This is a genomic window from Sphingomonas sp. 28-62-11, from assembly GCF_002278865.1.
Lineage (GTDB): Bacteria > Pseudomonadota > Alphaproteobacteria > Sphingomonadales > Sphingomonadaceae > Sphingomonas.
In genome coordinates this window covers 1-13,928 of record NZ_NCGB01000054.1, presented here as the reverse complement: position 1 = coordinate 13,928, position 13,928 = coordinate 1, and the positions used below count along the sequence as shown (strand labels likewise).

Here is a 13,928-nt window from a genome sequence, read left to right as displayed (position 1 = left end):
GGCGCTCGGCATGGAGCGCCTGCTGGTCACGCCATTGTCGCGCTTCCCGCAAGGCAAGGACATCCGGCTCGATCAGGGCATCCTGTTCACGCGCGATCCGCGCTCAACCGCCTCGCGAGCGCCGATCTGGTCGGTCCAGCGCTGGACATGCTTGTAGTCATCAATGCTCAGAAACTCGCGGGCGTTGTAAGCTACGCGGATGCCCGCGCCGTACCAAGGATAGATCGCCATATCGGCGATCGTATACTCATCGCCGATCATGAATTCGTGCTTTGCCAGATGCGTATCGAGTACGTGGAGCTGGCGCTTCACCTCCATCGCATAGCGATCGATCGCATATTGAATCTTGAACGGCGCATAGGCGTAAAAATGCCCAAAGCCGCCGCCCAGGAACGGGGCCGAGCCCATTTGCCACATCAGCCAGTTCATCGTCTGGGCACGCTTATGCGGATCCGTCGGCAGGAACGCGCCGAACTTCTCCGCCAGGTAAAACAGCATCGATCCGCTTTCGAACAGATGGAGCACCGGATCGACCGAATGATCGGCCATGGCCGGGATTTTCGAGTTCGGGTTGATATCGACAAAGCCGCTGCCGAACTGGTCGCCCTCGCCGATCTTGATCAGCCAGGCATCATATTCCGCGCCCGCGTGGCCGGCGGCGAGCAGCTCTTCGAGCATGATCGTTACCTTTATCCCGTTCGGCGTCCCCAGCGAGTAAAGCTGGATCGGGTGCTTGCCGATGGGGAGCACCTTCTCATGCGTCGCGCCTGAAATGGGGCGGTTGATGTTGGCAAACTGGCCGCCATTGCCGGGCTCCCATGTCCAGATGGCGGGAGGCACATAACCGGCGGGCTGGTTGGCGAGGGCTTCAGGGGCGTCGGCCATGGCGGATCTCCATTGTAGCGAGTTTCAGTGAGCAGACCGTAATATGGGGGCGCGTGCAAGCCGTGCCAGAACGCGCCACGCGGTGACGTTCTTGACGGACTGATAGCAAATCCTTCGTTGCGGCGTGATCCGCCTTGCGCTATGCGCCCGCTCTTCCAACGCTAAAGCAATGGAATTCGCGCGGGAGCTTCGGATCCGATCCGGGGCGCTTGAACCGCTAAACTTGAACGGGGTGAACCGCTAATCGCGGCCGCCCCCTGACAGAGTGAGAAGAATGGCAAAAAAGATTACCGGCTATATCAAGCTGCAGGTGCCTGCAGGCAAGGCCAACCCCTCCCCGCCAATCGGCCCCGCATTGGGTCAGCGCGGCGTGAACATCATGGAATTCTGCAAGGCGTTCAACGCGTCGACGGGCGATCTGGAATCGGGCATGCCGATCCCCACGATCATCACCGTTTATGCTGATCGCAGCTTTTCGTTCGAAACGAAGACGCCGCCCGCCAGTTTCCTCATCAAGAAGGCTGCGAACCTGAAGTCGGGCTCGAAGGAGCCGGGCAAGGTTTCGGCTGGAAAGATTGCGCGCTCGAAACTGACCGAGATTGCGCAGACCAAGATGAAGGACCTGAACGCCAACGATATCGAAGCGGCAACCCGCATCATCGAAGGCAGCGCCCGCGCAATGGGCCTCGAAGTGGTGGAGGGCTGATCCGATGACCAAGCTGACCAAGAAAGCAAAGACGCTGGCGACCGCCGTTGACCGCGAAAAGCTGTACAACATCAACGAAGCGATTGCGCTGGCCAAGGCCAATGCCACCTCGAAGTTCGACGAGACGATCGAAATCGCGATGAACCTGGGCGTTGACCCTCGCCACGCCGACCAGATGGTCCGTGGCGTGGTCACCCTGCCTGCCGGTACCGGAAAGACGGTGCGCGTCGGCGTGTTCGCCAAGGGTGCCAAGGCTGACGAAGCCCGCGAAGCAGGCGCAGACGTTGTCGGTGCCGAAGACCTGATGGAGCTCGTTCAGGGCGGCACGATCGATTTCGATCGCTGCATCGCGACGCCGGACATGATGGGCGTCGTCGGACGCCTCGGCAAGGTGCTGGGTCCCAAGGGCCTGATGCCGAACCCGAAGCTCGGCACTGTGACGATGAACGTTGCTGAAGCCGTGAAGGCAGCCAAGGGCGGTCAGATCGAATATCGCGTCGAAAAGGCAGGCATCATCCATGCCGGCCTCGGCAAGGCGAGCTTCACCCAGGAAGACCTGCGTCGCAATTTCGACGCGCTGGTCGACGCCGTAGTGAAGGCCAAGCCGACGGGTGCCAAGGGCAAATATGTCCGCAAGATCGCGGTCAGCTCAACGATGGGCGCTGGCGTGAAGGTCGATACTGCTGATATCGGCGCCTAACGCGCGCTTCGATTAATCGAAGAAGTTGAAGGGCCGGGGCGCAACCCCGGCCCTTTTGCTTTTCGCGCTGGATTGATTTGGCCCTGTTCACTTCGGGTACGTTGAGGCAATAGGCGCCGCATGATCGCCGGAATTGGCCGCTAGCGCCATCCGTCAGAGTTCAGATTGCAAGGACGTTTCAGCGTGGACCAGGCACATCATCCGATGGATACCGTTACGCCGGACGTCATTCCCGACGCCATCGATGCCACTCTGCCCCCCAGCTCTGCCCTGGTGCCGAAAAAGCCGCTGATCATGCGGTTTGGCAAATGGATCCAGCCCAAGACGAACCGCTGGATCGTCGCCTCTTCGAAGATCGGAAATCCGTCGATCGTCGACACCTCGATCTTCCCCTGGGTGAAGATGGTCGAGAGCAATTGGGAAATCATTCGTGACGAGGCGATGGCCGCACTGAATGATCTGGAAAAAGTACCCCCACTCGCCACCATCTCCCCCGATCATCGCCGAATCGCGCCAGCCGGGCGCTGGCGATCGCTGTTCCTGATCGGCTATCGGTACCGCGATCCCGCCAATTGCGCGAAATGCCCGCGAACGACGGAGATTGTCGAGCGCATCCCCGGGCTCAACTCGGCCTTCTTCTCGATTCTGGTTCCGGGCACGCATATTCCGCCGCATACGGGCGTCACCAAGGCTTTCCTGACCTGCCATCTTGGCATCCAGGTGCCCAAGGACAGCGCCAATTGCCGGATGCGCGTGATCGACGAATGGGTGCATTGGGAAGAGGGCAAAGCGCTGATCTTCGACGATGTCGTCAACCACGAAGTCCGCAACGACACCGATGAGACCCGGATTGTGCTGCTGATCCAGTTCAAACGGCCGGTGGGCATCATCGGCAAGATCGTCGGCGGTTTGTTTCTCGAAGGCGTGCGGCGATCGCGTTTCGTGCAGGATGCCCGGCGCGGCATCGCCAACTGGACCGCCGAACGCGCCGGGGCGTAACCGCCGCCAAAATCAGGCGTGGATGATCGAAACCTGGGTACCGGGGTTGAGATCCGTTATCTCAACCTTGGCCTTTAGCTGTTTGGCCAGTGCCTCGATGATGCTCGTGCCCAAGCCCGGTTCGGGAACATTGTCGCCAGTCGGCATGCCAACCCCGTCATCGCCTACGGTTAGCGCCCAAGCGTCCCCAAGCGATTCATAACCGACCTTGATCGTGCCGCGCCGATGACTCGGAAAGGCGTGTTTCAGCGCGTTGATCACCAGTTCAGTGACAATCAGCCCCAGGCTGACCGATGTGTCCGCCGTTGCCATGCTGTCATCGACCTCGACCGCAATCGAAATCTGGTCGTGATCGCGGATCATCGACGCGCCCAGGCTGGCGCACAGATCGGTGAGGTAATTGGCGATCTTGACGTCGCCAATGCTCGACACCGCCAACTGACGTTGCACGGCAGCGACGGACATGACGCGCTGATGCGCATCACGGAGATGGACGCGGGTTTCCTCCGACTGGACCCGGCGAGCGCTCAGCAGCAACACGCTGGCGACGATCTGCAGGCTGTTGGCGACGCGGTGCTGCAGTTCCTGCAGGAGGATGGTCTTCTCGCGAAGCAGATCATCCTTCGCCTTCAATGCCAACCGCATCTCAGTAACGTCGCTGATCGTCAAAATAATCAGCACCGTCTCGGTATCGCCGTAATCGAGATGGCGGGCGGTGAGGACCAGCTTGCGATCGCCAGTGTCGGCGAAGTGCGCATCCATTTCATAGGGACCGATTTCGGTACTGCCTGCTGCGGTAGCGCGCAATAATGTGGTAAGCTGGGGCGTCGCCCATTGGCCTGCGCCGACTGCCGCCAACTTCATGCCGATCAAATCGGCATCGTCCCGCAAATACGCATCACAAAACGACCTACTGGCTGCCTTCACCACCAGATTGTCGTCAATCAAGAGCGATGGCACTTCGGATGCCGTGATCAACGCCAACGCCAGCCCGTTCAATACTTCGGGATGGAGTGGCCGGCTATTCGACAAAATGGCCCCCTTTCTTGGGGACCGGAGGCTCGCGGCGCGAAAGCCATCCCCGGCAGAGCAATGTGAGAATGCGCTGTTTCGTTCTAACGCCGCAGGATCATAGCATGTTCCCATGAAACTGCGGAGAAATAAGTCACTGTTGCGCCGGGCGTTCAGGCCAGCCCCACGAGACGCTCGCTCAGCGCCCATAACCGCTGCGATCGAGTGGTATCGGTCGCCTTGCTCGACAGGCTTTGCGCAAAGGCGGCACGACCTTCCTGCTGACGGTTGCCCCAACTCCAGTGCACGCCGGACTGCGTGAAATCTGGGTCTGCCACCACCTGCGCGACCCGGTCGCCCGACAGCGGCTGTGAGACATAGCCCTTGGTGATGTTTTTCTGGAACCAGGGGAATATCTTCTGGAACAGCTTCGGCGCGTTGCGAAACAGCGGCGTTTCCGCGACACAACCCGGGTAGAGCGTGCTGAAGATGATCCCGGACTTGTCATGGAACCGCGCATGGAGCTCGCGGCTCATCATCATCGTGCAGAGCTTACTGTCCTTATACGCCTTACCCGCTTTAAAGGGTTTGCCGTCGATCATCGCAATCGGTGCCTTGAAACCTGCCTCGAACCCTTCGAAATTGCCGAGATCGGCAGGTGCGGGAATGGGGATGCGGCCGCCGAATTCCTCGGAATTCGCGGTGACGGTGCCAAGCGTTACAAGCCGCGGCGCGGGAGCTCGCTTCAGATCGTCGAGCATCAGGTTGGCGAGCAGAAAATGACCGAGATAATTGGTCGCAACGCTTAGTTCATATCCCTCGGGTGAACGGGCGGGTTCCTTCAGCAGCGGCAGATAGGTCGCGGCATTGCATACCAGCGCATCAAGTGGACGGCCACTGGCGCGAAACGCCGCCGCGAAACCGCGCACCGATTCCAACGACGCGAGATCGAGATGGACAAGGTCATATCGATCCTTGGGCAGGCCAAGCCCGGTCGCTGCCGCTGCGGCCTTGTTCAGATCGCGGCACGCCATGATGACATGCCAGCCGCGCTCAATCAGCGACGCTGTCGCATAAAGGCCAACGCCGGACGATGCCCCTGTGATGATCGCCAGAGGCAAATTTGCTGTCGTCATGCGCCGATCGTCCCTTCATTTCCACGACCGACTCTTTGCGATGCGACACGGCCCAAGGCAAGGCTCGGTCATTCGCTCGGTCTAATCGAGCCGCGCTCGAACTTCGTCGCGCAACACCGGGAGAACATCGGCCTCGAACCAAGGGTTTTTCTGCATCCAACCCGTGCTGCGCCACGACGGATGGGGCAGCGGGAAGATCGCCCCGCCATGGCTGGCGAAGCCGCGCACCGCCGCCGTCATCGTCTGCTTGCCGCGCGGTGCGAGATAACGCGATTGCGCATATTGGCCGACAAGCAGGGTCAGCCGGTCGTCAGGGAGCAGCGCGAGCACCCGATCATGCCATAATGGCGCGCATTCCGGGCGTGGCGGCAAATCGCCCGAGGCGCCCGTCCCCGGATAGCAAAACCCCATCGGCACCAGCGCGACGATGGCCGGATCATAGAAAAGGTCCTGAGACAGGCCCGTCCAGTCACGCAGCCTTTCGCCGCTCGCATCATCCCACGGAACCCCGCTTTCATGCACGCGTGTGCCGGGGGCCTGGCCGATGATCACGATCCGCGACATCGCGCTGAACTGCACAATCGGCCGCGGTCCGGCAGCCAGCGCCTCAGCGCATACGCGGCAGGCACGGATCTCTGCCCGCAGTGCATCTGCATCGTCCGCCACTTTGCTTGGCCTCGCTTCCCGATCAGTTGATCCTATGACGCGCGACGGCGGATCGCGCCACTCAGCAAGCGTTGCCAGCGCGTCACACTGCACAATTGCCGCGCGTGCTGGACGATCGCGCAGCAATTGACTTTTGCGACGATACCGCTATCCGCACGCCATCACTTGGCCAGCGCTCGCGCCAGCCAGGTTGCCGTCCGAGACAGTAGGTGGCCGGAATCCTCCGGCCTTAATTTCCTGCCGAGACGGGGAATGGAATTCTTTCCGCTCACGCAGCCTTTGTGCTCGTGACGGTTTGCTGTCGCTCACGCGGTCAGTTTCCCATGCCCCATCGAATGGACACCCTGGATGCTGGGGATAGTCCCCTGCGTCCGGTTTGAACCGGGCAGGTCGCTTAGGCGGCCTGTTCAAACACGTGGAGAATGGCATGGATCGTGCTGAAAAGTCCGAACTCGTTGCCGAGCTGAACCGCAGTTTTGCCGAAGTCGGCGTGGTCGTCGTGACCCGCAACCTCGGCATGACCGTTGCACAGTCATCTGTGCTGCGGACGAAAATGCGCGAAGCCGGGGCGAGCTACAAGGTCTCGAAGAACAAGCTTGCCAAGATCGCGCTCGATGGCACCGACTATCTCTCGCTGGGCGATATGCTCACCGGGCCGGTAGGCCTTGCCACCTCGATTGATCCCGTCGCGGCCGCCAAGGTGGCCGTGGAATTCGCGAAGACGAACGACAAGTTCGAAATCGTGGGTGGGGCAATGGGCGCGACCGTCCTTGACGTTGACGGTGTGAAGGCACTCGCCACGATGCCCTCGCTGGATGAACTGCGTGCCAAGATCCTCGGTCTGCTTGTTGCCCCGGCAACCAAGCTGGCGACGATCACGCAGGCCCCGGCAGCGCAGCTTGCGCGCGTTCTTTCCGCCTATGCGGAGAAGGAAGCAGCCTGATTTTCGGGCATCCGTTTTTTGACCTGACAACGATGGGGTGCCGCAGATTTTTCGGGCCCCGAACTGGAGAATACACATGGCAGACCTGAACGCGCTCGTTGAGAGCCTGAGCGAACTGACCGTCCTCGAAGCCGCTGAGCTGTCGAAGATGCTTGAAGAAAAGTGGGGCGTCAGCGCCGCAGCCGCCGTTGCGGTTGCAGCACCTGGTGCCGGCGGCGGGGCAGCAGCACCTGCAGCCGAAGAGCAGACTGAATTCGACGTGATCCTGACCGGCGACGGTGGCAAGAAGATCAACGTCATCAAGGAAGTCCGCGCCCTGACCGGCCTCGGCCTCACCGAAGCCAAGACGCTGGTGGAATCGGCACCAAAGGCCGTCAAGGAAGGCGTGTCGAAGGACGAAGCCGAAAAGATCAAGAAGCAGCTCGAAGAAGCCGGCGCGACCGTCGAACTCAAGTAATTCTCGCAACAGGGGGTGGGCGTGCCAATCCCCGTTCGATGACAATCAAGGGCGGCCCGATCGGGTCGCCCTTTTTTGTTTACCGCCGCACGCCAATTTCGTGCAACCGATAGGTGATGCGATCGGCCATGCGCGGCCCTGTATCTAGCCACAGCGGTTGCATCTTTTCCTGTCCTTCACGCCCGACACCCAGAATATAGGCGTTTGCTGTCGCACCCGGCTGGCCGCGATTACTCGCCCAGTTGTACACCGTGCGCACGGCCATAATCGGGATGAACATCGGCCGCCCCTCCAGTTCCAGCCGGTTGATTTTTTCGATCCCTAGCGTGCCGACCGCGTTGATCCGCGCGGTATCATCCGGATCTAGCCCGAAAGGTGCCATGATCGGCTGATCGGTCGGGCGATCGAATACCGTTTGGAGCTGGGCGTTCTGGTGGGGATTGGCGGTTAGCAGCTGGACGAGAATGCGGACGTCGGTTGCGGCAACCGTGCCAATATTGTGGATTGCCAGTTCAAAATCGACCGACGCGCTGGTCAGATTGGTGCCGGCGCGACGGGCGATGAATTCGATCTCCAGCCAGGGGCGCAGGACCGGCGCTGCGACGCGGGGAATCGCAGGTGAAGCTGGCGGCGCCACCGGCTCACGCCGCAACATCGACGGCGCAGGCGGCGATACTGGCGGCGGTGGCGGTGGCTGGATTGCCGGTTCGGGGTAAGGCACCAGCGGCGGCACTGGCACTGGCTGATTTTCGGTTCGTGGGGCGGCTTTTGCTTCGGGTCGGCGGCGACGCCACGCGATTAGCCCGCCAACCAACAACAGCGTAACCAGTGCCGCGCCGCCGGCCCATAGAAACGCCGTATCGAGTTCAACCGCTGAAGGACCTGGCTGTCGGTTTGGCTCATCAGCTATCGGACTTGGGACCGGGCTTGGCGCGGATTCAGGCTTCGATTGGTCAATTTGCCCCGGCTCATTTGCCGGCGCAACGCTCTCATCAGGCAAGACCGGCTGCGCTGTTGGTGACGGCGTTGGTGTTGGCAAGGCCGTTGGCGCACCCCCGCGCCCGCGCGATGCTGGTGAGCGGGCATCAATCGGCAGGCCAAGGCCAATCGGCCCCAGTTCAGGCTCTGGCACGACATCGGGCGGCGGCAGGCCACGCCGCGGTGAACGAGTGGGGCTCGCGGTTGGTGTTGGCGTTGCGGCGACCGGCGGGACGGTGACACCCTCCAACCCCGGCACATCCTGCCCGATCGGCATCGCTCCCGCTGCAACGGGTACCGCCAAGCCTGCAGTGGCGAGCATGGCACCCACAAGGCCAGACGAAAGCGGGCGGCGGGCCAGCATCATCCTCAGCTTGGTTTGGCGCACAACAGTCGATTCGATCGTATCCACGCGCCTTTCCTAGCGATTTATCGCCCGCAGACAGCCCATCATCTGAGGATCGATGTGGTGAAACGGCACATTTTCAGGATGCGGGACCGTCCGGCGACTCTCGATCGCGGCAGATTGGCGGACAGATTGACATCCCCAGCCGCCAACCCTAGTTGGCGTATTCAATCACAGCTTTCGGGAAATGAGGCGCCGTCGCGCAGCACCTCGATCGTATAGAAAGTCGTGATTTCAGAGACGCTGCAAGCTGCGGTTCCCGCTACCAATGGGGACGCGCGGCTTTTTGTGTCTCTGGCGTGCCCGATAATATTGGCTGATTGAGGCAAAAAACTCCATGGCGACCAAGGCATTTGAAGGCGGCACTGCAAAGCGCCGCATCCGCAAGGTTTTCGGCAATATCCACGAAGTGGTGCAGATGCCGAACCTGATCGAGGTTCAGCGCGAATCCTACGAACAGTTCCTGCGGTCCGATCCTTCGATCGGCTATGTCTCCGGCCTGGAAAAGACGCTGCGCAGCGTGTTCCCGATCCGCGATTTCGCCGGCACGGCCGAGCTCGATTTCGTCAATTATGAGCTCGAGCCCCCCAAGTTCGATACCGAGGAATGCCGCCAGCGCGGGATCACTTATGCGGCACCGATGCGCGTGACGCTGCGCCTGATCGTGTTCGAGGTCGATGCCGATACCGAAGCCCGCTCGGTGCTCGATATCAAGGAGCAGGACGTCTATATGGGCGACATGCCCCTGATGACGGGCAACGGCACCTTCATCATCAACGGCACCGAACGCGTCATCGTCAGCCAGATGCACCGCTCGCCGGGCGTATTGTTCGATCATGATCGCGGCAAGACCCACGCATCGGGCAAATACCTCTTCGCTGCACGCGTCATCCCCTATCGCGGTTCGTGGCTCGATTTCGAGTTCGACGCGAAGGACATCGTCAACGTCCGTATCGATCGCAAGCGCAAGCTGCCCGTGACGGCGCTGCTTTATGCGCTCGGCCTGACCAGTGAGGAAATCCTCAACCATTTCTACAACCGCGTGACGTTCGTTCGCGGCCAGGGTGGTTGGATCATCCCGTTCCAGGCGGAAAACTGGCGTGGCCAGAAGCCGATGTACGACATCATCGACGCCAAGACCGGTGAGATCGTGTTCGCCAACGGCCAGAAGATTTCGCCGCGCGCCGCCAACAAGGCAGCCAAGGACGGCCTGACCGACCTGCTGATCCCGACCGAGGAAATCTTCGGCCGCTATTCGGCGTACGACTTGATCAACGAGTCGACCGGCCAGATCTATATCGAAGCCGGCGACGAAGTGTCGGCCGAGAATCTCGAACTGCTCGACAAGGCAGGAATCGATCGGATTGAGCTGCTCGACATCGATCACGTCGCAACGGGTCCGTGGATCCGCAACACGCTGAAGGCCGACAAGGCCGAGGAGCGCGAGCAGGCGCTGTCGGACATTTACCGCGTGATGCGCCCCGGCGAACCGCCGACGCTCGAAACCGCAGAGTCGCTGTTCAGCGGGTTGTTCTTCGATCCCGATCGCTACGATCTGTCGGCGGTTGGCCGCGTGAAGCTCAACATGCGCCTTGACCTCGACGTCGAGGACACGGTGACCACGCTGCGCACCGAGGACATTCTCGAAGTCGTCAAGACGCTCGTCAACCTGAAGGACGGCAAGGGCGAAATCGACGATATCGACAATCTCGGTAACCGCCGGGTGCGCTCGGTCGGCGAGTTGCTCGAAAACCAGTACCGCGTCGGCCTGCTCCGTATGGAGCGCGCCGTGAAGGAGCGGATGAGCTCGGTCGACGTCTCGACCGTCATGCCGAACGACCTGATCAACGCCAAGCCAGCGGTTGCGGCAGTGCGCGAATTCTTCGGCTCGTCGCAGCTGTCGCAGTTCATGGATCAGACCAACCCGCTGTCCGAAGTCACCCACAAGCGCCGCGTGTCGGCACTTGGACCAGGTGGCTTGACGCGTGAGCGCGCAGGCTTCGAAGTCCGCGACGTTCACCCGACGCATTATGGCCGCATCTGCCCGATTGAGACGCCGGAAGGCCCGAACATCGGTCTGATCAACTCGCTGGCATCGTTCAGCCGTGTCAACAAGTACGGCTTTATCGAAACGCCATACCGCAAGATCGTCGACCACAAGGTCACCGACGACGTCGTGTACCTGTCGGCAATGGAAGAGGCCAAACACACGATCGCGCAGGCCAACGCCGATCTCGACAGCGAAGGCCGCTTCCAGGAAGAACTCGTCTCGTCGCGTCAGGCGGGCGAATTCCTGATGGCGATCCCTGACAACATCACGCTGATGGACGTCAGCCCCAAGCAGCTCGTCTCGGTCGCGGCATCGCTGATTCCGTTCCTGGAAAACGATGACGCCAACCGCGCGCTGATGGGATCGAACATGCAGCGCCAGGCAGTGCCACTCGTGCGTGCCGAAGCGCCGTTCGTCGGCACCGGCATGGAAGAAACTGTCGCCCGCGATTCGGGTGCGGCGATCGGTGCCAAGCGTTCGGGCATTGTCGATCAGGTCGATGCGACCCGTATCGTCATCCGCGCCACCGGCGAAGTCGAGGCCGGCAAGTCCGGCGTCGACATCTACACGCTGATGAAGTTCCAGCGCTCGAACCAGAACACCTGCATCAACCAGCGTCCGCTGGTGAAGGTGGGCGACGTAATCAAGGCCGGTGACATCATCGCCGACGGTCCGTCGACCGAGTTCGGTGAGCTCGCGCTGGGTCGCAACAGCCTCGTCGCGTTCATGCCGTGGAATGGCTATAACTATGAGGATTCGATCCTCATCAGCGAACGCATCGTCAAGGACGACGTCTTCACCTCGATCCATATCGAGGAATTCGAAGTCATGGCGCGCGATACCAAGCTCGGGCCAGAGGACATCACCCGCGACATCCCGAACGTCGGCGAGGAAGCGCTCCGCAACCTCGACGAAGCGGGCATTGTGTACATCGGCGCCGAAGTGGAGCCGGGCGACATTCTGGCCGGCAAGATCACCCCCAAGGGTGAATCGCCGATGACGCCGGAAGAAAAGCTGCTCCGCGCCATCTTCGGTGAAAAGGCATCGGACGTGCGTGACACCTCGCTGCGCCTGCCGCCGGGCGTTGCGGGGACCGTCGTCGAGGTTCGCGTCTTCAATCGCCACGGCATCGACAAGGACGAGCGCGCGATGGCCATCGAGCGCGAGGAAATCGAGCGCTTGAAGAAGGATTCGGACGACGAACGTTCGATTCTGAACCGGGCGACCTGGAGCCGGTTGCGCGAAATGCTGGTTGGCCAGACCGCGACTGCCGTGCCGAAGGGCCAGAAGAAGGGCGTCGTCATCGACGGCGACCTGCTCGACAGCGTCGATCGCCACGAATGGTGGAAGTTCGCGGTTGCCGACGACAAGGTGCAGAGCGATCTCGAAGCGGTGAAGGGCCAGTATGACGATGCCGTCAAGCTGATCCAGGACAAGTTCCATGATCGCCGCGAGAAGCTGGAGCGGGGCGACGAGCTGCCACCCGGCGTGCTCAAGATGGTCAAGGTGTTCGTCGCGGTGAAGCGCAAGCTGCAGCCAGGCGACAAGATGGCCGGCCGTCACGGCAACAAGGGCGTCATCAGCCGCATCCTGCCGGCGGAGGACATGCCGTTCCTCGCCGATGGGACACCGGTCGATCTCGTGCTGAACCCGCTCGGCGTGCCTTCGCGCATGAACGTGGGGCAGATTTTCGAGACGCATCTCGGCTGGGCAGCGCGCAATCTGGGCCAGCAGGTCCACCAGGCGCTGGAAGAATGGCGTGAAGCCAATCCGGATGCCAAGGGCGGTGCCATGCCGACCCCGGTCAAGGATCGGTTGCTTGAAATCTACGGTCCGCAATATGCCGATGATATCAACGCCCGCGATGGTGACCAGATCGCCGAGCTCGCCGAATATTCGAAGACGGGTATCCCGATGGGCACCCCCGTGTTCGACGGTGCGCGCGAGAAGGACGTGTCCGACATGCTGGCGCTCGCCGGGCTCGAAACATCGGGTCAGTCCGAGCTGTTCGACGGCCGCACGGGTGAGATGTTCGATCGCAAGGTGACCGTGGGCATCATTTACATGCTCAAGCTCCACCATCTGGTCGACGACAAGATCCATGCCCGCTCGATCGGCCCCTACTCGCTCGTTACCCAGCAGCCGCTGGGTGGTAAGGCGCAGTTCGGTGGCCAGCGTTTCGGTGAAATGGAGGTCTGGGCGCTGCAGGCCTACGGTGCCGCATACACCTTGCAGGAAATGCTGACGGTGAAGTCCGATGACGTGGTCGGCCGCACCAAGGTTTACGAAGCGATCGTCAAGGGTGACGACAGCTTCGAGGCCGGCATTCCGGAGAGCTTCAACGTGCTCGTCAAGGAAATGCGCTCGCTGGGCCTGAACGTCGAACTGAAGTCGATCGACCAGTTCGACAGTGACGGCGTCGTGATCGCGGCGGAGTGATTGGAGGAGCACTGCCTCCAGTAGGCAGTGCTCCCCTCCCCCAGCCGATATGAATTTTCCCGCCAAGCGAGGAATTGAGAAATGAACGAACTGACCAACTTCGCAAACCCGGTCGCCAAGCCGGAAACCTTTGACCAGATCCAGATCGGGATCGCCTCGCCGGATCGCATCCGGTCGTGGTCGTTCGGCGAGATCAAGAAGCCGGAGACCATCAACTACCGCACGTTCAAGCCTGAGCGTGACGGCCTGTTCTGCGCGCGCATCTTTGGCCCGATCAAGGATTACGAGTGCCTGTGCGGCAAGTACAAGCGCATGAAGTACAAGGGCATCGTCTGCGAAAAGTGCGGCGTTGAAGTCACCGTGTCGAAGGTTCGCCGTGAGCGGATGGGCCATATCGAGCTCGCCGCCCCGGTTGCGCATATCTGGTTCCTGAAGTCGCTGCCGAGCCGCATCGGCCTGCTGCTCGACATGCAGCTGAAGCAGCTTGAGCGCGTGCTGTATTTCGAAGCCTATATCGTCATCGAACCGGGCATCACCCCGCTGGAGAAGTTC

The 13,928-nt window shown here is 61.2% G+C and carries 11 protein-coding genes and 1 pseudogene; 7 read left to right on the top strand and 5 right to left on the bottom strand.

All coding sequences use genetic code 11. From position 1 onward, the window contains the following. Positions 1-72: 72 nt before the first annotated feature. The gene (gene yghU / locus B7Y49_RS13980; RefSeq protein ID WP_374128217.1) at positions 73-885 is read right to left on the bottom strand and encodes a thiol:disulfide oxidoreductase; all 813 of its coding nucleotides are present in this window, start codon (positions 883-885) and stop codon (positions 73-75) included. Positions 886-1,159: 274 nt separating this feature from the next. Between yghU and rplK the strand changes: the two genes are divergently transcribed. From rplK to B7Y49_RS13965, 3 genes are all read left to right on the top strand, one after another. Further along, the gene (gene rplK, locus B7Y49_RS13975; RefSeq protein WP_374128216.1) at positions 1,160-1,591 is read left to right on the top strand and encodes a 50S ribosomal protein L11; all 432 of its coding nucleotides are present in this window, start codon (positions 1,160-1,162) and stop codon (positions 1,589-1,591) included. Positions 1,592-1,595: 4 nt separating this feature from the next. Continuing rightward, the gene (gene rplA, locus B7Y49_RS13970; RefSeq protein WP_374128215.1) at positions 1,596-2,291 is read left to right on the top strand and encodes a 50S ribosomal protein L1; all 696 of its coding nucleotides are present in this window, start codon (positions 1,596-1,598) and stop codon (positions 2,289-2,291) included. A 183-nt stretch (positions 2,292-2,474) separates the two neighbouring features. Further along, the gene (locus B7Y49_RS13965) at positions 2,475-3,290 is read left to right on the top strand and encodes an aspartyl/asparaginyl beta-hydroxylase domain-containing protein (protein ID WP_374128214.1); all 816 of its coding nucleotides are present in this window, start codon (positions 2,475-2,477) and stop codon (positions 3,288-3,290) included. A gap of 12 nt (positions 3,291-3,302) precedes the next feature. Here B7Y49_RS13965 and B7Y49_RS13960 read toward each other — a convergent pair whose 3' ends face one another. The 3 genes from B7Y49_RS13960 to B7Y49_RS13950 all read right to left on the bottom strand — a co-directional run bounded on the left by B7Y49_RS13960 (position 3,303) and on the right by B7Y49_RS13950 (position 6,103). After that, a complete protein-coding gene (locus B7Y49_RS13960; RefSeq protein WP_374128213.1) occupies positions 3,303-4,322 on the bottom strand; it encodes a sensor histidine kinase in 1,020 nt (339 codons plus the stop codon). 152 nt (positions 4,323-4,474) lie between these two features. After that, positions 4,475-5,437: a protochlorophyllide reductase gene (locus B7Y49_RS13955; protein WP_374128212.1), complete on the bottom strand. Its 963-nt coding sequence runs from the start codon at positions 5,435-5,437 to the stop codon at positions 4,475-4,477. A gap of 81 nt (positions 5,438-5,518) precedes the next feature. After that, complete coding sequence (locus tag B7Y49_RS13950) at positions 5,519-6,103, bottom strand: uracil-DNA glycosylase family protein (RefSeq protein ID WP_374128211.1); 585 nt, start codon at positions 6,101-6,103, stop codon at positions 5,519-5,521. A gap of 427 nt (positions 6,104-6,530) precedes the next feature. On the opposite strand from B7Y49_RS13950, the gene rplJ reads away from it, so the two are divergent. Together rplJ and rplL are read left to right on the top strand one after the other, a co-directional pair. Next, the gene (gene rplJ, locus B7Y49_RS13945; RefSeq protein ID WP_374128210.1) at positions 6,531-7,046 is read left to right on the top strand and encodes a 50S ribosomal protein L10; all 516 of its coding nucleotides are present in this window, start codon (positions 6,531-6,533) and stop codon (positions 7,044-7,046) included. Positions 7,047-7,122: 76 nt separating this feature from the next. Continuing rightward, a complete protein-coding gene (rplL, locus tag B7Y49_RS13940; protein ID WP_374128209.1) occupies positions 7,123-7,503 on the top strand; it encodes a 50S ribosomal protein L7/L12 in 381 nt (126 codons plus the stop codon). A gap of 79 nt (positions 7,504-7,582) precedes the next feature. On the opposite strand, the gene B7Y49_RS13935 is transcribed toward rplL, so the two are convergent. Then, complete coding sequence (locus B7Y49_RS13935; protein ID WP_374128208.1) at positions 7,583-8,893, bottom strand: hypothetical protein; 1,311 nt, start codon at positions 8,891-8,893, stop codon at positions 7,583-7,585. Between the two features lie 331 nt (positions 8,894-9,224). Here B7Y49_RS13935 and rpoB point away from each other — a divergent pair, with 331 nt between their 5' ends. Together rpoB and B7Y49_RS13925 are read left to right on the top strand one after the other, a co-directional pair. Beyond that, the gene (gene rpoB, locus B7Y49_RS13930) at positions 9,225-13,376 is read left to right on the top strand and encodes a DNA-directed RNA polymerase subunit beta (RefSeq protein WP_374128207.1); all 4,152 of its coding nucleotides are present in this window, start codon (positions 9,225-9,227) and stop codon (positions 13,374-13,376) included. Positions 13,377-13,457: 81 nt separating this feature from the next. Continuing rightward, positions 13,458-13,928 (top strand): annotated as a pseudogene (locus B7Y49_RS13925) (DNA-directed RNA polymerase subunit beta'); the annotation flags it as partial.